This window comes from Ancylobacter sp. G4_0304 (assembly GCF_047501495.1).
In the GTDB taxonomy this organism is placed as follows: domain Bacteria; phylum Pseudomonadota; class Alphaproteobacteria; order Rhizobiales; family Xanthobacteraceae; genus Ancylobacter.
The window spans coordinates 83,174-100,843 of sequence record NZ_JAZDRM010000006.1; the positions used below are offsets into that span (position 1 = coordinate 83,174).

20 protein-coding genes are annotated in these 17,670 nt (G+C 69.0%); 6 read left to right on the plus strand and 14 right to left on the minus strand.

Features of this window, described 5'->3' with window-relative positions; genetic code table 11:
• Position 1 precedes the first annotated feature (1 nt).
• Positions 2 to 877, plus strand: coding sequence for a cytochrome c1 (locus tag VRZ77_RS05210; RefSeq protein ID WP_414591593.1), 876 nt, complete (start codon positions 2 to 4; stop codon positions 875 to 877).
• A gap of 271 nt (positions 878 to 1,148) precedes the next feature.
• Here the strand turns inward: VRZ77_RS05210 and VRZ77_RS05215 are convergent, their stop codons facing one another.
• The 11 genes from VRZ77_RS05215 to lgt form a co-directional block, all read right to left on the minus strand.
• On the minus strand, positions 1,149 to 1,919 hold the full coding sequence (locus VRZ77_RS05215; RefSeq protein ID WP_414591594.1) for an outer membrane protein: 771 nt from the start codon (positions 1,917 to 1,919) through the stop codon (positions 1,149 to 1,151).
• Between the two features lie 130 nt (positions 1,920 to 2,049).
• Positions 2,050 to 3,147 (minus strand): redox-regulated ATPase YchF, encoded by a 1,098-nt coding sequence (ychF, locus tag VRZ77_RS05220; RefSeq protein WP_414591595.1) that lies wholly within the window; start codon positions 3,145 to 3,147, stop codon positions 2,050 to 2,052.
• A 91-nt stretch (positions 3,148 to 3,238) separates the two neighbouring features.
• The gene (pth, locus tag VRZ77_RS05225; RefSeq protein ID WP_414591596.1) at positions 3,239 to 3,859 is read right to left on the minus strand and encodes an aminoacyl-tRNA hydrolase; all 621 of its coding nucleotides are present in this window, start codon (positions 3,857 to 3,859) and stop codon (positions 3,239 to 3,241) included.
• 97 nt (positions 3,860 to 3,956) lie between these two features.
• Positions 3,957 to 4,580 carry a 50S ribosomal protein L25/general stress protein Ctc gene (locus VRZ77_RS05230; protein WP_414591597.1) on the minus strand — a complete coding sequence of 208 codons (624 nt, stop codon included), beginning with the start codon at positions 4,578 to 4,580 and terminating at the stop codon, positions 3,957 to 3,959.
• 176 nt (positions 4,581 to 4,756) lie between these two features.
• A complete protein-coding gene (locus VRZ77_RS05235; protein WP_414591598.1) occupies positions 4,757 to 5,647 on the minus strand; it encodes a hypothetical protein in 891 nt (296 codons plus the stop codon).
• A gap of 221 nt (positions 5,648 to 5,868) precedes the next feature.
• Positions 5,869 to 6,822: a ribose-phosphate pyrophosphokinase gene (locus VRZ77_RS05240; protein ID WP_414591599.1), complete on the minus strand. Its 954-nt coding sequence runs from the start codon at positions 6,820 to 6,822 to the stop codon at positions 5,869 to 5,871.
• A gap of 147 nt (positions 6,823 to 6,969) precedes the next feature.
• A complete protein-coding gene (locus VRZ77_RS05245) occupies positions 6,970 to 7,653 on the minus strand; it encodes a hypothetical protein (RefSeq protein ID WP_414591600.1) in 684 nt (227 codons plus the stop codon).
• 89 nt (positions 7,654 to 7,742) lie between these two features.
• The gene (locus tag VRZ77_RS05250) at positions 7,743 to 8,894 is read right to left on the minus strand and encodes a M24 family metallopeptidase (RefSeq protein WP_414591601.1); all 1,152 of its coding nucleotides are present in this window, start codon (positions 8,892 to 8,894) and stop codon (positions 7,743 to 7,745) included.
• A gap of 12 nt (positions 8,895 to 8,906) precedes the next feature.
• On the minus strand, positions 8,907 to 9,668 hold the full coding sequence (pgeF, locus tag VRZ77_RS05255; RefSeq protein ID WP_414591602.1) for a peptidoglycan editing factor PgeF: 762 nt from the start codon (positions 9,666 to 9,668) through the stop codon (positions 8,907 to 8,909).
• A complete protein-coding gene (locus VRZ77_RS05260; RefSeq protein WP_414591603.1) occupies positions 9,665 to 10,786 on the minus strand; it encodes a class I SAM-dependent methyltransferase in 1,122 nt (373 codons plus the stop codon). The genes pgeF and VRZ77_RS05260 overlap by 4 nt, the downstream gene beginning before the upstream one ends.
• On the minus strand, positions 10,783 to 11,619 hold the full coding sequence (gene lgt, locus VRZ77_RS05265) for a prolipoprotein diacylglyceryl transferase (RefSeq protein ID WP_414591604.1): 837 nt from the start codon (positions 11,617 to 11,619) through the stop codon (positions 10,783 to 10,785). Before lgt ends, VRZ77_RS05260 begins: the two co-directional genes overlap by 4 nt.
• A gap of 219 nt (positions 11,620 to 11,838) precedes the next feature.
• Between lgt and VRZ77_RS05270 the strand changes: the two genes are divergently transcribed.
• From VRZ77_RS05270 to VRZ77_RS05290, 5 genes are all read left to right on the plus strand, one after another.
• Positions 11,839 to 12,105 (plus strand): accessory factor UbiK family protein, encoded by a 267-nt coding sequence (locus tag VRZ77_RS05270; protein WP_414591605.1) that lies wholly within the window; start codon positions 11,839 to 11,841, stop codon positions 12,103 to 12,105.
• A gap of 248 nt (positions 12,106 to 12,353) precedes the next feature.
• On the plus strand, positions 12,354 to 12,851 hold the full coding sequence (locus VRZ77_RS05275) for a YbjN domain-containing protein (protein WP_241616682.1): 498 nt from the start codon (positions 12,354 to 12,356) through the stop codon (positions 12,849 to 12,851).
• A 130-nt stretch (positions 12,852 to 12,981) separates the two neighbouring features.
• Positions 12,982 to 13,806, plus strand: coding sequence for a pyrroline-5-carboxylate reductase (gene proC, locus VRZ77_RS05280; RefSeq protein ID WP_414591606.1), 825 nt, complete (start codon positions 12,982 to 12,984; stop codon positions 13,804 to 13,806).
• 82 nt (positions 13,807 to 13,888) lie between these two features.
• Complete coding sequence (locus VRZ77_RS05285; protein ID WP_414591607.1) at positions 13,889 to 14,581, plus strand: TetR/AcrR family transcriptional regulator; 693 nt, start codon at positions 13,889 to 13,891, stop codon at positions 14,579 to 14,581.
• Between the two features lie 25 nt (positions 14,582 to 14,606).
• Positions 14,607 to 14,960, plus strand: coding sequence for a tRNA-binding protein (locus VRZ77_RS05290; RefSeq protein WP_414591608.1), 354 nt, complete (start codon positions 14,607 to 14,609; stop codon positions 14,958 to 14,960).
• A gap of 3 nt (positions 14,961 to 14,963) precedes the next feature.
• Here VRZ77_RS05290 and VRZ77_RS05295 read toward each other — a convergent pair whose 3' ends face one another.
• The 3 genes from VRZ77_RS05295 to VRZ77_RS05305 are packed head-to-tail and all read right to left on the minus strand — an operon-like array spanning position 14,964 to position 17,631.
• Entirely contained in the window at positions 14,964 to 16,349 is a 1,386-nt protein-coding gene (locus VRZ77_RS05295) for an ATP-binding protein (RefSeq protein ID WP_414591667.1), read from the minus strand.
• A gap of 17 nt (positions 16,350 to 16,366) precedes the next feature.
• Positions 16,367 to 17,095: a response regulator gene (locus VRZ77_RS05300; protein ID WP_414591609.1), complete on the minus strand. Its 729-nt coding sequence runs from the start codon at positions 17,093 to 17,095 to the stop codon at positions 16,367 to 16,369.
• Between the two features lie 53 nt (positions 17,096 to 17,148).
• Positions 17,149 to 17,631, minus strand: a complete 483-nt coding sequence (locus VRZ77_RS05305) for a MarR family winged helix-turn-helix transcriptional regulator (RefSeq protein ID WP_414591610.1) — start codon at positions 17,629 to 17,631, stop codon at positions 17,149 to 17,151.
• Positions 17,632 to 17,670 lie beyond the last annotated feature (39 nt).

The following is a 17,670-nucleotide window of genomic DNA, read 5'->3' on the forward strand; positions in this document are numbered from 1 at the left end:
CATGAACATGACCATGAACAAGCTCTCCTCCCTTCGTTCGCTCATCGCCCGCGCCGTCGTGGCGGCGACGCTGGTCACGGCGGCGGGCGGCCTCGCCGTCGCGGCGGAAGAAGGCGGCCACGGCTCGCCCAAGCCGCCGCGCGAGCACTGGTCCTTTGCCGGCCCGTTCGGCCACTTCGACCAGGCCCAGCTGCAGCGCGGCTTCCAGGTGTTCAAGGAGGTTTGCGCCTCCTGCCACGGCGCGCATTTGCTGGCGTTCCGCAACCTTGCCCAGCCGGGCGGCCCGGGCTTCACCGACGCGCAGGCGCGCGTGGTCGCCGAAGGCTTCCAGATCCAGGACGGCCCGAACGATGCGGGCGACATGTTCGACCGGCCGGGCCGGCTGTCGGACCGCTGGCCCTCGCCGTTCCCCAACGAGCAGGCGGCACGCGCCTCCAATGGCGGCGCCTACCCGCCGGATTTCTCGACGCTGGCCAAGGCGCGCACCTATGAGGTCGGCTTCCCCGGCTTCCTGATCGACATCTTCACCCAGTATCAGGAACAGGGCCCGGACTACATCCACGCCCTGCTGAACGGCTACACCACCCCGCCGGAAGGCTTCAACCTGCCGGAAGGCGCGCACTACAACGCCTACTTCCCCGGCCACGCCATCAAGATGCCGCAGCCGATCTCGGAGGGGCAGGTGACCTACTCCGACGGCTCGCCGGAGACGGTCGAGCAGTATTCGCAGGACGTCACCGCCTTCATGATGTGGGTGGCGGAGCCGCATCTCGAAGCGCGCAAGCGCCTCGGTTTCCAGGTCATGATCTTCCTGATCGTGTTCGCCGGCCTCCTCTACTTCACCAAGAAGAAGGTGTGGAAGAGCGTCGAGCACTGAGCGGCTCACGCGATCATTTCCGAATGCGAAAGGGCCCCGCACGGGGCCCTTTTTCATGGTCGGTGCCGGGTCGAAGCGGCGGCAGGGCCAACAGCGCGGTAGCGGCGTGGCGATGTGGGATGGTTGGACGTCGGCGGCGGGGATGTGGGAGGCCCGTTCGCGGCTGCGCGCTCATGACCGGGCCGGCCATTGCGTGTCAGACCGGCGTGCACAGCAGCGCGCACGCGGCGTGACGCGCATCGGAGGCGGAGCCTCCGGCGGTACCGGGCCGTCAGAACCGATAGTTCAGCCCGGCGCGCGCGAGCTGGTGCGTGGGCGTCTCGTCGCCTAGCCTTGAGGTGATGAGGTCGACATAAAGATATTCGGCCTTGGCGCTCCAGTGGTCGGAGATCGCGTATTCAAGCCCGCCGCCCGCGGTCCATCCGGCCGTCCAGCCGCTGCCGCGCACCGACGTGGGTGTCGCCCCGGTCGCCGTCCAGTTGCCGGGCGAGACCTGGGTCTCGACGATGCTGACCGATTGCAGCTCGACGGTGGAATAGGTCACGGCTACGCCGGCGGTGACGAAGGGCAGGAAGCGGCCGAGCGCATAGCCCGCGCGCAGGCGCAGCGTGCCCAAGAACGGGGTGTCGATCCCCGCCGTGCCGGTGGCATCAAGGCGCCGGTCGGCACTGAGCGGCACGATGCCGGCGAAGTCGAGGTCCTCGTCGAGCCCGCTATAGGCGACGTCCGCCTCGATGCCCAGCACGCCGCCATCGGCATAGGCCTGATTGTAGCCGAAGGTCGCGCCGAGCACATAGGACTCGCGCTTGCCGTCGCACAGGCCGCCGACGCAGCCATAATTCTGGAACCCCAGCCCGCCGTCGCCGGCGATCGAGTTCTGGTCGAGGGTGCTGGCCACGCCGCCGACGAGGCCGCCGACATAAAACCCGGTCCAGTCGACCGCCGGCGTCGCCGACGTCACCGGCATGTCCGCGGCATGCGCCACCGGCGCCGACAGCCCGACGGCGGCCAGCACCGCGAGTTTGATCCCCAGCTTCATCATGCCGCCCCCCGACGACGCCCTGCCGCGCTTATCGCCCTGCCGGCGTGCCACCGGCCGCGTGAGATTGCCTGCGCAGCCGGGCTGTTTCAACTGGCTTGAATCGCTCTCCGCAGGCCGGAGCGACCTCGCGTCAGTTCGCGAAACGGAAGTGGAGCACGTCTCCGTCCGCGACGACATATTCCTTGCCTTCCAGCCGCAGCCGGCCGGCGTCCCGCGCGCCCGCCTCGCCATTGCCCTTGACGTAATCGTCGAAGGCGATGGTCTCGGCGCGGATGAAACCCTTCTCGAAATCACTGTGGATAACGCCCGCCGCCGCCGGAGCCTTGGTGCCGGCGGTGATGGTCCAGGCGCGGGCTTCCTTCGGGCCGACGGTGAAGTAGGTCACCAGCTTCAGCAGCTCATAGCCGGCGCGGATGACGCGGTTCAGGCCGGGCTCGTCGAGCTCGATGGCTTCGAGATACTCGGTCTGCTCCTCGGGCGGCAGCACGGCGATCTCGCTCTCGATCTTGGCGGAGACCACCACCGCCTTGGCGCCTTCCTTGGCGGCCTGCGCGAACACCTGCGCGGAGAGCGCGTTGCCGTCCTTGGCCGAGGCTTCCTCGACATTGCAGACATAGAGCACCGGCTTGGAGGACAGGAGGCCCAGCATGCGGAACGCCTTCTCCTCCTCGGGCTTCACGTCCACGAGGCGGGCCGGCTTGCCCTCGCGCAGCAGCACCAGCGACCGGTTGATCAGGTCGATGGCTTCCTTGGCGTCCTTGTCGCCGCCCTTGGCCTTCTTCTCCAGCGCGCCGGCGCGCTTCTCAAGGCTGTCGAGGTCGGCGAGCATCAGCTCGGTCTCGATGGTGTCGATGTCGTTGAGCGGGGCGATCTTGCCCTCGACATGGGTGACGTCGCCATCCTCGAAGCAGCGTACCACATGGGCGATGGCGTCGCATTCGCGGATATTGGCGAGAAACTGGTTGCCGAGGCCCTCGCCCTTGGAGGCGCCGCGCACCAGGCCGGCAATGTCGACGAAGGTCAGCCGGGTCGGGATGATCTGGCCTGAGCCGGCGATCTTCGCCAGTGTGTCGAGCCGCGGATCGGGCACCGCGACGTCGCCGACATTGGGCTCGATGGTGCAGAACGGGTAATTGGCCGCCTGCGCCGCCGCGGTCTGCGTCAGCGCGTTGAAGAGGGTCGACTTGCCGACGTTCGGCAGGCCGACGATGCCGCATTTGAAGCCCATGGGGTCGGTGCTCGCAATCGCTTGAAGGACGTGGCCGTTGGTTAGGCCATGAGCGGGCCGGCAGGCAAGCCTTCGGCCCGTAATTCGCGTATCAGCCGGGCTTGGCGCCGGATCGGCCGACGGGGCTCGGCTCGCCGAAGCCGCGCGCCTCCATGAAGAGGTGCAGCCGGCTCTGGAACTCCTCAAGCTTGTGGGCGACCAGCAGGCCGGCAAACTCCGCGCAGCCCTCGCACACCGCGCCCACCCAGTCGCGCTCGGCCTTGGCGAAGTCGCTCAGCACGTAATTGTGCACCAGCGCCTTGTCGCCGGGGTGACCGATGCCGAGCCGGACGCGGCCATACTCGTTGCCGCAATGGGCGGTGATGGAGCGCAGCCCGTTATGGCCGGCATTGCCGCCGCCGCGCTTCACCCGCACCTTGGCCGGCGGCAGGTCGAGCTCGTCATGGAAGGCGAACACGTCGCGCAGGTCGATCTTGTAGAAGCGCTGCGCCTCGGCGACCGCGCGGCCGCTCTCGTTCATGAAGGTTTCCGGCAGCAGCGCGACCACCTTCTCGCCGGCGATCTCGCCCTCGCAGGCCGCGCCCTGAAAGCGGCGGCGCCAGGGGGAGAAGCGGTGATGCCGGGCGATCGCGTCGACCGCCATGAAGCCGATATTGTGCCGGTTGCCGGCATATTTCGGACCGGGATTGCCGAGGCCCGTGAACAGGTACACAGCACGCCTCCGCGACGCTGGAACGACAAGGAGCCGGAAGCGGACTTCCGGCTCCTGTCGAGGAGAAGAATGACGGACGGGCCGGGGCCCGCGCCGGTCACGCCTTGGCGGCGGCAGCCGCAGCGGCGGCGGCTTCGTCTTCCTCGGCTTCCTTGAGGCCCGACGGCGCCACGATGGTGGCCAGCGTGTCGTCGCCATGGCCGGCCCAGGTCACGCCCGACGGCAGCTTCACCGCCGAGAGGTGGATCGAATCGCCGAAGCCGTAGCTGGAGATATCGACCTCGATCGCCTCGGGAATGGCGTCGGAGGGCACGTTCAGCGAAACGGTGTGGCTGACGACGTTCAGCGTCGCGCCTTCCTTGATCACCGGCGCGGTGTCGGCGTTCAGGAAGTGCACCGGCACGTCAACGGTCAGGCTGGAGCCGGCGGCGACGCGCAGGAAGTCGACATGGACCGGCAGATCCTTGAGCGGGTCGAGCTGGTAGTCGCGCGGGATCACGCGGTGCTTCTCGCCGTCGACATCGACGTTGAACAGCGTGGTCAGGAAGTGGCCGGCATAGATGGTGCGGGTGATCTGCGTGTGGTCGAGCGAGATCGTGACGGGGGCCTTCCCGTCGCCGTAGATCACGGCGGGGACGCGACCGGCGCGGCGTTCAGCGCGAGCGGCCCCCTTGCCGACCTTCGCGCGGGCCGTCGCCTTCAGTTCCTTGATGGCGGTCATGGCATAAGTCCTTGCATATGGTGCAAAAGGAGAAGGCCGCTCGCGCGGCCCGTCCAATCGCGGCTGGGTATCGGATCGGCCGCGGCGCGCCTCCAGGGGTGCGGAAAGGCCGCGAGCCGGTGCGGCTCATAGCAGCAAAAGCGTTGCGGGGCAAGGCGTGCGCCGCGATCGGCGCTTTAGAACTTGCCGAGCACGCCGGCCCTGACCACGCCGCTGCCGTCCGAATCCGGCGAGGCCGAGCGTTTCACGCTGATATAGCGCTCATAGGAGCCGAGCGGCGCGCGCAGCTCGACCCCGGTGGTGACGGTCTGGGTGCTGTTCATCTCGACGCTGGCGCCGAGCTTCTCATTGCCGAGCCCGAGCGGGGCGAGCGGCATGGAATAGGTGCTGCCGACGGCGAGATTGTCGTAGAGCGAGGGCGTGCCAGTGCTGGCCGACGCCCCGACCGCGCCGGTGCTGTAGACCGTGAGATTGTCATGTTCGAAGCCGACCCGGCCCTTGATCTCGCCCGAGCCGCCGCCGGCGCTGGTCGCGAGCGCGCCGGAGACGGGGGCCGAGGCGCTGGCGCTGGTTGAGACCGCGAGGCTCGCCGGCCCCTGCTTCAGCTCCAGCTTGGTCGGCATGGAGGCGGTTTTCGGCGCGGCGATGGATTTACGTTCGGGCAATTTTGCGGGGGCGGCGCTGGAGGTCACGCCGACGCTGCCGAGCAGCGCGTTCCACAGCGAGGGCGCCGGCGCCTCGCCGGCCTCGACCAGCGAGCCCTGCATGGCGGCATCTGCGTCCTCGTCACTCATATATTCGCTGTCCGCGGGCGGGGCGTCGTCCGCCTGTGCGGCGACGGCCGCGGCCTCGGTCTGCGCCGCGACGGCGGCATCAGACGCGCGCTGGGCGGCCTCATAGGGCGATTCGCCGGTGGGCGAGAGCAGGATGACGGTGATGCCGCCCCAGGGATTGGCCGGGGCTGGTGTCCCCGCCGACTGGGCGGCCGCCGGCAGCGCCAGCAGCGTGAACGGCAGGATGAAGGAGAGGCGTGCCGCCAGATGGGCGCGCGGCAGGGCTCGGTTCATGCGTCGTCCGTCCTGACAAGTTTGCGGAGTGCAAAACCTGCTGACGAAGTGTGGAGCGATCATGGCGCAATGCACAATGCCGGCGATTTTCGCCCGATCCCGTGCCCCCGCAGGTAGCTGAATGGCGGAAGTGCGGGCAGAATTTAGCGGCTGCGGCCGAGAAGACACAGCAAGGGGCGCCGCAGCGCCCCTTTTCGTCCGACGGATCGCGCGTCGCCGGCTCAGTTGAACAGGCTGGAGACGCTTTCTTCATGCGCGGTGCGCCCGATCGCTTCCGCGAGCAGGCTGGCGATCGAGATGACGCGGATGTTGCGCGCCACCCGCACCGCCTCGGTCGGCTGGATGGTGTCGGTGATCACCAGTTCCTTGAGGTTGGAGGCGGTGACGCGCGCCACGGCGCCGCCGGAAAGCACGCCATGGGTGATGTAGGCGTGGACCTCGGTCGCGCCGCGCGCCAGCAGGGCGTCGGCCGCGTTCACCAGCGTGCCACCGGAATCGATGATGTCGTCGACCAGGATGCAGCGGCGCCCCTCGACATCGCCGATCACGTTCATCACCTCGCTCTCGCCGGGGCGCTCGCGGCGCTTGTCGACGATGGCAAGCTGGGCGTCGATGCGCTTGGCCAGCGCGCGGGCGCGCACCACGCCGCCGACATCGGGCGAGACCACGGTGATGTTGGAGAGGTCGAACCGCGCCTTGACGTCCTGCACCATCACCGGCGCGGCGAACAGGTTGTCGGTCGGGATGTCGAAGAAGCCCTGGATCTGGCCGGCATGCAGGTCGACGGTCAGCACGCGGTCGGCGCCGGCATGGGTGATCAGGTTGGCGACCAGCTTGGCGGAGATCGGCGTGCGGCCGGAGGAACGGCGGTCCTGCCGGGCATAGCCGAAATAGGGCAGCACGGCGGTGATGCGGCGGGCGGAGGAGCGGCGCAACGCATCGGTGATGATGAGCAGCTCCATCAGGTGGTCATTGGTCGGGAAGGAGGTGGACTGCAGGATGAACACATCCTTGCCGCGCACGTTTTCCTGGATCTCGACGAAGATTTCCATGTCGGCGAAGCGCCGCACCACGGCCTTGCTCAGCGGCGTATTAAGGTACGTACCGATGGCCTCGGCCAGCGGCCGGTTGCTGTTGCCGGCGACGATTTTGATCGACCCGTTATCACTCGACATCCGGCACGCTCCCAGCCGTACTATCTCACAATGCGGCCGTCGCAAGACCGTCGCGGAGCCCTGATAGGCGGGCGAAGGCGCGCTGTAAAGCGCTTGCGGACGCGATGTTCCGCAGGGCTGGCGCGCAGCGGGCGCGGCCGTCCCCGATCACGGATGCGCGGCGAAGGTGAGGGCCGTGGCGCCGACGGTCGGCTCGGCGGCGGCGGGCAGTGTCTCGTCGGGATCGGCATCGGCCGGGGCCGGCGCGGTCGAGGCGACCTGCGGGCCGTCATCTGCGCGGATGTCGGGCGCTTCCTCGGTGGCGGGCGCGGCCGCCGGCGCGCTGCGGACTGGAGCGGAAGGATTGCCGGCGAGGCGCGAGCCGATCTCGTCGAGGCTCTGCGTGGCGATGCGCTGGAGCGTGGCGTCGTCGACCTGGTTCCACACATCCTTGCCCTTGCCGACCGCCTCGACGCCGGCCACGCGCAGCACGCGCTCGCGGTCCTTGTCGAACACGTCCCACACCCAGTCCACCGAGCCCTTGTCGCCCTCGACCGAGGCGGCGAGATAGCCGCGCACCCGATAGGCGGCCTCGCCATTGCGCGAGACGACACGGATCTGGCGGGCATCGGCGGCGGTGGAGAGATTGGCGACCAGCTTGTTGAAAACCGGCTCAGGCGGACCGTCGATCGATTCGAAGGCAATGGCGCGGGGCGCGCCGGAGGAGAGGGCGGCGCTGGCGGTCGGCGAATTGCCGCCGCCGGTCTGGCAGGCCGCGAGCGCGAGCGAACCGAAAAGAACCGCCGCTACCGGAAGCAGTCGGGCGGGGCGCTGGCGAAGGCGATCGGTCATGGGGCGCGGTTTCTCTCGAGAGCCCGGCACCCGCCCATCCCGCAACGGGATGCCTCGCGGCCGCCGCAATCCTTAAGAAACCGTTAATGCTATTTGACCAGCAGGTCCAGAGGCGCATCGGTCGCACACTCGTTACCGTTAACGGTGACGAGGTAGGTCCGCCCGAGGCACATGGCGGTCGAGGTCTCGCTGTCCATCAGGATCATGTGGGCGAACATCACCATGCCCGGCTCCAGCACCCAGTCATTGCCGGCATAGAACATCGGCGGGTCCATCCAGGACGGGGTGAACTTGGCGCCCAGCGAATAGCCGCAGGCGGCGAGGCGATGCCCGGCCAGACCGTGGCCGTCCATGACGTGGGCGTGGGCGGTGAACACGTCGCCGGCGGTCCTGCCCGGCACGATGGCGTTGGCGCAGGCTTCCAGCGCCTGCCTGGCGGCGGCGAACAGTTCGAGATGCCGGTCGCGCGGCGGGCCGACGATCACGGTCTCCATCATCGCCGCGTGGTAGTGGCGATAGGCGCCGGCCCATTCCAGCGTGATCTGGTCCTCGCCCTCCAGCCGGCGGCGGCCGGATTTGTAGCGGCACAGCAGCGCGTCCGGGCCGGAGCCGATGATGAACTCGTTGGCGGGATAGTCGCCGCCGCCCTTGAAGATCGCGCCCTGCATGCCGGCGAGGATGTCGCCCTCGTCGACGCCCTCGCCGATCATGTCGATGGCGACGTCGCGCGCCGCCAGGGCGAGTTTCGCCGCCTGCTTCACATAGAGGATTTCCGCCGCCGACTTCACCGCGCGCAGCCGGTCGACGAGGCGCGAGGCGTCCTCCAGCGTGGCGAAGCCGTTAAAGGCGGCGTCGAGCTTCTTTCCATTGGCGGCGGTCAGGCCGTAGCTCTCATATTCGACGCCGATCCGCGTGCCCGCGCCGCCGAGATCGGCCACCATGTCGCGCAATTGCTGCTGCGGGGTGGCGTCGGCGCGGTCGGTCCAGACGCGGATGTCTTCGATCAGCGAGGTGTGCTGCGCCTGCCGCAGGTCCGCCGAGCGGGTGAGCAGCGCCAGCCGGCCGTCGGCGGAAAGGTAGAGCGCCTGGAAGAAGCAGAAGCCGAACGTGTCGTACCCAGTGAGCCAGTACATCGATTCCTGCTGGAACATCAGCAGCCCGTCGAGACGGCGCTCGGCCATCTCCTGAAGCAGGCGCACGCGGCGGCGCGCGAATTCAGGGCCGGTGAAATGCAGGGTCATCGGCGCGGCTCCTCAGGCGAGGGTGATGGCGGCGATCAGCCGGCCGTAATCGGGCTCGCCGCGATGGGTGGTGCGGCGGTAGCTGAAGAAGCGCGCCTCATCGGAATAGGTGTCGAGGCACAGATCGTCGATCTGACCCACGCCGATCGTCTCCAGTCGCGCCCGGATATAGCCGGGCAGGTCGAACATGGCGTGGTGGTCGCGCTCGGAGGGGGCGAAGAAGCGGATATTGGCGTGGTCGAGCGCCGTCAGCGTGCTGACGAATTCCGGCCCGACCTCATAGCTCTGCTGGCGGATCAGCGGGCCGATGGCGGCGACGATGCGCTCGCGCTTCGCCCCCAGCTCTTCCATGCGCGCGATGGTGGAATCCAGCACGCCGCCCACTGCGCCCTTCCAGCCGGAATGGGCGGCGGCGACCACGCGGGCCTCGCCATCGGCGAACAGGACGGGCCCGCAATCGGCGATGGCGACGCCGACCGCGATGCCGGGCGTGTTGGTCGCCACCGCATCGGCCTTGGGCCGCTCGTCCCAGGGGGCGGAGGCGATCAGACAATCCGGCGAATGGATTTGCCAGCAGGTGAGCAGATGGCCGTCCGGCACGCCGAGCGCGCGGGCCATGCGCGCACGGTTCTCGGCGACATTTTCGGGGGCGTCGTTGGAGCCGGTGCCGCCATTCAGCCCGGCATAGATGCCCTGCGAGACGCCGCCCTCGCGGGTGAAGAAGGCGTGGCGGATTCCGGGGAGCGCGGCGAGCGCCGGGGATTCGACCTTCATGGTTCCACCTTCTTGCCTGTCGGGAAGACATCCTGCGGCGCGAATCCCGCCGCGCCGCCAAGGGCAGGATGCACCAGCGCGAGCGCCTTGAAGAGGGCCCCCATCTCGTCTTTCCCGGTCCCGGCGAGCCGGCGGGTGGCAGCATCGATGGCGGCGGCGGCGTCGGGCGCGGCTTTCGCCTTCAGCCGCTCCGCCCGCGCGGCGATGCCGAGCCGGGCGAGAAACGCGCCCTGCGGGATCGGGCCGAGGGCGAGCGCCCCGGCCGCCATACCCGCCTGCGCCAGCGCGGCGAAATCGACATGGGCGGTGAGGTCGGCGTCGCCGGGATGGGCGAGCACATCGTCATAGGCGTGGGATTTCAACGCCTGCAGCGTGTCGCCGAAGCCGCCAGCATGGCCGTAATCGATGAACAGCGCCGTCCCGCCTTCGCGCGAGACGCGGGCGGCGATGTCGCCGGCGATGGCGGTGCCCGAGGGGCAGACTTCTAGCAGCGCGCCCTCCCGCGCTGCCATCAGCCGCGCGGCGTCGGCCGGGTCGGGACGCGCATCGGGGCGCAGGCCGAAAGCGAGGGCACCGTCCTCGCCCAGCCCCACCATGCGCTCGGCGATGCCGGTGGCGGTGCGGACGAACTGGCGGATCGGCAGCGCGTCGAAGAACTCGTTGGCGAGCAGGATCAGCGGCCCGTCCGGGATGTCCTCGAACCGTCCGCGCCAGTCGACGGGGTAGGCGGACAGCGTCGCGGCCTGCTTCGCGCGCAGGCGCGGGGAGGCTTCCACCAGCACGACCTGCGCGGCGGCGTGAAAGCCGGGCACGATGCGGGTGGCGCGCAGCACGTCCGCCATCATGGTGCCGCGTCCGGGGCCAAGTTCGGCGAGGATGAAGCGGGGCGGCGAGCCCATGCGCATCCAGCAATCGGCCGCCCAAAGCCCCAGCAACTCGCCGAACATCTGGCTGATTTCCGGCGCGGTGACGAAATCACCGGCCGCGCCGAAGGGCTCATGGGTGGTGTAATAGCCGTGCTGCGGGTGGAACAGGCACTCGGCCATGTACTCGGCCACATTCATCGGCCCGTCTGCCGCGATGCGCCGGGCGATGAGGGCGGCGAGCCCCGTGCTCATGACGCCGCGCCGCCCAGCGCCGGCCGGTGGCGCGCGCGCAGGATCAGCGTGAGGCCGACCGCGAGCATGGGCAGCGAAAGCACCATGCCCATGGTGACGAAGCCGCCCGCGAGATAGCCGAGCTGCGGATCGGGCTCGCGCACGAATTCCACGATGATCCGGGCAAAGCCGTACATTAGCACGAACAGGCCGGCGACAAGGCCAGGACGCGCGAGGCCGCCGCGCCGGATCACCAGCATCAGCACGGTGAAGATCAGCAGCCCCTCCAGCCCCGCCTCGTAGAGCTGGCTCGGGTGGCGCGGCAGCGGGCCGCCATGGGGGAACACGAAGGCCCAGGGCACATCGGTCACCCGGCCCCACAATTCGCCATTGATGAAATTGGCGAGGCGCCCGAGGAACAGGCCGATCGGCACCACCGCAGCGGCGATGTCCAGCATGGAGAGCAGCGGCAGGCCGCGCCGGCGGCAGAACAGCGCCATGGCGAGGATCGAGCCGAGAAAGCCGCCATGGAACGACATGCCGCCATGCCAGACGGTGAGCGCCTGCAACGGGTTTTCGATGTAATAGGCGAGGTTGTAGAACAGCACATAGCCGATGCGCCCGCCGAGGATGACGCCGAGCGCGACCCAGACGATGGCATCGTCGAACTCTTCCGGCGCGATCGGCGCCTTGCCACCCCAGAGCGCCGGACTGGCGCACAGCTTCTTGGCGAGCCACCAGCCGATCAGCAGCCCCGCGACATAGGCCAGCGCATACCAGCGTATCGCGAAGGGGCCGAGCTCGATCAGCACCGGATCAATGGCGGGGAAGGGGAGTGCAAGCAAGGGCAGCATGGGTCCGTCGCTTTCCGGGGCAGGCCCGTCGCCGGCAGGCGGGACGGGTATCGCGGCATGCTGCCGGGTTTGCCTGCGTCGCGTGACGGGATCAAGGCCTTAACCGGCGCGCAGTTGTGCGCTGCACTTGCGAAGCGGAGCCGCGCGCCCCATTGTCTCTTCAGAGAAACGGCTGCGCGAGTGGACCGATCTTCGGTGCCCAGACCGGGAGTAATGAGCATGACCCAGACCACCAGCCGCATTTTCGATGATTTCGCCAAGCTCATGAACGACGCCGCCGGCGTCGCCACCGGCGTGCGCCGCGAGGCCGAGACCGTGATGCGCGCGCAGGCCGAGCGCATCCTGCGCGAACTCGACGTGGTGACCCGAGAGGAATTCGAGACCGTGAAGGAACTCGCCGCCGCCGCGCGCGAGGAGAATGAGCGGTTGGAAGCCCGCATCGCGGCGCTGGAAGCCAAACTCAGCCCGCCGGATTCGCTGGGCTGAAGGCCAGTCTTCCGGCCGGGTCCTGTGGACGGGACCCCTGCGCGCTTGCGAGGGGGCACCGAATCCCGGACATCTTGTCGCCATGGACCGATTGTTGATGGTTCCTGACAGTCGGTCATAGCGGGGAGCGAGTTGCGCGCGATAAAGTCGGATACGGCGATTCGAACGAAATTTGCAGGCATCGCCGCTACTGGCTGCGCGTCGCGTGCGTTCCTGTCCTTGCAGCGCCTACCCTCGCGAGGTCGTGCATGACCTATACCGATTTCGAAGCCGATACCCGCCTGAACCCGCTCGATCTGATCGAACGCATGGCTGCACTCAATGAGTGGGCCTTCGAGCGCTCCGCCGAGGACGAGATCACCATCTCCCTCGAAGGCCGCTGGACCGACTGCCATGTCTCGTTCCAGTGGATGGACGAGGTGGAGGCGCTGCATGTCGCCTGCGCCTTCGACCTGAAGGTGCCGGAGAAACGCAAGACCGAGGTGCTGCGCCTGCTCTCGCTGATCAACGAGCAGATGTGGATCGGCCATTTCGACCTGTGGTCGAAGGAGGGCGTGATCATGTTCCGCCATGCGCTTCTGCTGGCCGGCGCGGAAGCGACCGACCGCCAGTGCGAGGTGCTGATGGAATGCGCCATCGAGGCGGTCGAGCGCTATTTTCCGGCATTCCAGTTCGTGGTCTGGGCCGGCAAGTCTGCCCGCGAGGCCATGGACGCCACGCTGTTCGAGACCGTCGGCGAGGCGTGACGGGCGGCGCCCGTCCTCGCGCTGCTGCCAAAATCGTGGATGGCCAGCCTCGCGCCGGGCATCCCGCGGCCAAAGGCGCTATGGTGCAGCGGGCTCGCGCGTGAGCCGGTGACAGCCGAGAGTTTCGACCATGCCTGCACTTTCCGATATTCCCGGCCGCGTGCTGCTCGTCGGCGCCGGCAAGATGGGCGGCGCCATGCTGGAAGGCTGGCTCGATCTCGGGCTGGAGCCGGCAAAGGCGGCGGTGATCGATCCCGGTCCGCCCCCGGAAGTGGCGGCGCTGCTGGAGGCGCGCGGCGTCGCGCTCAATCCGCTCAATGGCGGCCCGCCCGCCGTGATGCTGCTGGCGGTGAAGCCGCAGGTGGCGCCTGACGTGATCGCCAAGGTCGCCCCGCTGGCCGGGCCCGGCACGCTGGTGGTGTCGGTGATGGCCGGGCGCACGCTCGGCTTTCTTGAGGCCGGCTTCGCGCCCGGCACCGCCGTGGTGCGCTCGATTCCCAACACGCCGGCCGCCATTGGGCGCGGCATCACCGTCGCGGTGCCGAACGGGGCGGTGAGCGCGGAGCAAAAGCTGATCGCGGACGGGTTGCTGCGCGCTTCCGGTGAGGTGGAATGGGTCGACGACGAGGCGATGATCGACCTCGCCACCGCGGTCTCCGGCTCCGGCCCGGCCTATGTGTTCCTGCTGGCGGAAGCGCTGGCGGCGGCCGGGGCGAAGGCGGGGCTGCCCGCCGACCTCGCCGACCGGCTCGCCCGCGCCACCGTCGCCGGGGCGGGAGAGTTGATGATCCGTTCCGGCATCGATCCCGCGCAGCTTCGCAAGAACGTCACCTCGCCGAACGGCACAACGGCGGCGGCGCTGGCGGTGCTGATGGACGAGGCGCGCGGCTTCACCCCGCTGCTGGCCGAAGCGGTGGCCGCCGCCGCGAAGCGCTCGCGCGAACTCGCCGGCTGAGGCTTCCCGAAGGGCAGGCCTTCTCCCGGCCACCCTTTGACCCTAAGTTCCAGAAGGACGATTTTCTGGACAGGAGGTTCTCATGGCGACTACCCCCGGCCGGACCCGCTCCGGCGCCAAGGCCGCCGATCCGCGCGGCCCGATCATCGACAGTTTTCTCACGCTGCTGGCCGAGCGGCCGTTCGAGCGCATCGGGCTCGCCGATGTCGCGGACAGGGCCGGCGTCTCGCTGGCCGAGCTGCGCGCCTCGTTCGGCTCCACCTTCGATATTCTCGCCGGCTTCGTGAAGCGCACCGATACGCTGGTGCTGGAGGGGACCGGCGACGACATGGCCGACCAGCCGGCCCGCGACCGGCTGTTCGACGTGCTGATGCGCCGGCTCGACGTCCTCGCTCCGCACAAGGCGGCGATCGCCTCGCTCGCGCGCTCCGCCCGCGCCCATCCCCAACTCGCCATGGGCCTGAACCGCTTGAGCGTGCGCTCGCAGCAATGGATGCTGGCGAGCGCGGGCATCGACGCCTCCGGCCTCAAGGGCGCGGTGCGCGCGCAGGGGCTGGCGCTGCTGTTCGCGCGGGTGCTGAAGACTTTCGTGGCCGATGACGACCCGGCGCTGTCGCGTACCATGGCCGCGCTCGACCGCGAACTCGACAAGGGCGGCCGGGCACTCGGGCTGATGGACCGGCTGTTCCGCCTTGCGCGCTGCGGGCGCCGGGGCGCGCGCCGGCCGGAGCCGTCGCCTTCGACCGAACCGCCCGCCGCGCCGGCGGCGGCCTGAATGTACTCAGTATGAGGATGATCCCGTGAGTCTCGGTCCTATCGAACAGATCACCATCGCGGACTTCGTGAAGGTCGATATCCGCGTCGGCACGATCATCCTCGCCGAGCCGTTCCCGGAGGCGCGCAAGCCGGCGCTGAAGCTGACCATCGATTTCGGCCCGCATATCGGGGTGAAGAAATCGACGGCGCAGATCACCGTGCATTACGCGCCCGAGGACCTGATCGGCCGGCAGGTGGCGGCGGTGGTGAATTTCCCGCCGCGCCAGATCGGCCCGGCGATCTCCGAGGTACTGACGCTCGGCTTCCCCGATGAGGACGGCGCGGTGGTGCTGTTCGCGCCCGACCAGCCGGTGCCGAACGGCGCGAGATTGTTCTGAGGCTCAGACCGGTATCCGCACCGTGGCACGCAGGCCGCCGAGCGGGCTGTCACTGAGCGTGACGTCGCCGCCATGGGCGCGCGCGGCGTCGCGGGCGATGGTGAGCCCGAGCCCGGAGCCGCCGGCATCCTGATTGCGCGCGTCGTCCAGCCGGACGAAGGGGCGGAACACCTCCTCGCGGCGGTCCGGCGGAATACCGGGGCCGTCATCGTCCACGGTCACGGTGAGCCAGCGCGCATCGGAATTGCCGTTGATCGCCAGCTTGCGGCCATGGCGCCAGCCATTGGCGACCAGATTGCCGATACAGCGCCGGAACGCGTCGGCGCGCAGCATCACCATCGGCTCGCCGGTGAACCGCGCCTCGATCTCGACGCCGTGGCGCTCGCCGTTGCGGCGGGCATCGTCGAGGATGCGCGACACGTCGGTCAGGGCCGGCAGCTCGCCCGCCGAATCGTCGCGCGCGAAGGCGAGATAGGCCTCCAGCATGCTCTGGAGTTCATCGACATCGCCGCGTAGCGCCTCGGTTTCCACGCTGTCGCCGATCAGCGCCAGCTCCAGCTTGAAGCGGGTGAGGATGGTGCGCATGTCGTGGGAGACGCCGGCCAGCATGGTGGTGCGCTGCTCGATCTGCCGCTCGATGCGCCGCTTCATCTCCAGGAAGGCCAGCGCCGCTCCGCGCACCTCGCGCGCGCCGCGCGGGCGGAAGCCGGTGACGTCGCGCCCCTTGCCGAAGGCCGCCGCCGCCTCGGCCAGCGCCTCGATCGGCTTGATCTGGTTGCGCAGGAACAGGATGGCGACCGCCAGCAGCACCAGCGAGGTGCCGACCATCCACACCAGGAAGATGTGCGAGTTCGACAGATAGGCCTGGGTGCGCCGGACGAAGACGCGCATGACCTTGCCGTCGAGCTGGACCCGCACTTCGAGCAGGTTGGAATTGCCCACCGTGTCGGTCCAGAACGGCCGCTGAAGCCGCTTTCCCAGCTCGCCGGTGAAGTTGGAATCGAGGATCGAGAAGAACGGCTTGGGGCCGGGCGGCGGCAGATGCTGGTCGGGCAGGAAGTCCACCGTGAGGTTCATGGTGAACTGCGCGATCTGCTTGATGCGCTCCTGATCCGCCGCGTCGGGAAATGCGGTGGCGAGGTCGGACAGCGCGGCGATGTCCTGCGAGACGGCGGCCGATAGCCGGCGCGTCACCGTGTTGTAGTGCCGCTCCATGAACACGAAAACCAGCACCGATTGCAGGATCACCATCGGCGCGACGATGATGATCAGCGAGCGGGCGAACAGGCCCTTGGGCATGATGCGGTTGAACCAGCCGCCGAACCGCAGGTTCACGTCGTGCCAGCGCGCGCGCGCGCGCCTCACCCGTTCGAGGGCGGCGTCGCGCATATGGGCGTCGAGCAGGCTCAAGGCGCGACGACCAGCCGGTAGCCGACGCCGCGCACGGTCTGCACATAGGCGGGATTGGCCGGGTCGCGCTCGATCTTGCGGCGCAGGCGGTTGACCTGCACGTCGACCGCGCGGTCGCCGGCCGCGACGCCGGGAGCCACCAGTGCCTGCCGGGGCACGGTGTCGCCGGGCCGTTCGCTCAGCACGCGGAGCATGTCGCGCTCGCGGTCGGTGAGGCGCACCGGCTCGTCCTCGCGCGTCAGCTCGCCACGCTCCAGATGGAACACGAACGGCCCGAAGCGCACCGCCTCGATCGCCTGGGTCGGCGGCGCGGCCGAGCGCTTGATGATGTTGCCGATGCGCAGCAGCAATTCGCGCGGCTCGAACGGCTTGGCGAGATAGTCGTCGGCGCCGATCTCCAGCCCGGTGATGCGGTCCTGCGTCTCCGCGCGGGCGGTGAGCATGAGAATCGGCACGTGCGAATCGCGGCGCACGAACTGGGCGAGCTCGAAACCGTTCTCGCCGGGCATCATCACATCGAGGATCAGCAGGTCGAAGGTGAGGCCCGCGAGCCGGCCGCGCGCATCCGCCGCCGATTCCGCGGTGGTGACGCGGTATCCGTTCTCCGAGAGGAAGCGGGAGATGAGGTCGCGGATGCGCCGGTCGTCGTCGACGATCAACAGATGCGGGGCGTCGTCCGCCGGGGTGGCGGCGCGGGGACGGGGTTTCGCATCGACATCCGGCATGTCACGGGTCTCTCAGAGGTGCGTGCTCTCGGGCGCTTCAGGCTTTGTGCGCGTCAGGTTTTGCGCCCGCGGGCGGGGTCGGCGGCGAGCTGGTCGGCGCGGGCGATGAGCTTCTCCACCGAGCCGCGATCCTCGGGGTCGATCATGGCGACAAGAAAGCGGCGGGACTGCTCGCGCGATTCCGGGCCGCATTCGGCGAGCGCGCGCGCGATGCGCCGGGACTGGATGGCGACGAACTGCCGGGCCAGAGCCTCACCCTTGGGCGTGAGGTGGAGCAGGCGCTGGCGGCGGTCGGACTTGCCGGCGCGGCTGTCGATGAAGCCCTGATCCACCAGCTCGCGCAGCACGCGGCCCAGGCTCTGCTTGGTGATGCGCAGGATTTCGAGGAGGTCCGTTACGCGCATGCCAGGGTGGCGATTCACGAAGTGCAGCACGCGATGATGGGCGCGGCCGAAGCCGATGCCCTGCAGGATCTCGTCGGGGTCACTGACGAAGTTCCTGTAGGCAAAGAAGAACAGCTCGATCAGGTCGAGCATGGTTTCGTCTCCCGGCGCGGTTGGCGCTCGCGCGGAAGC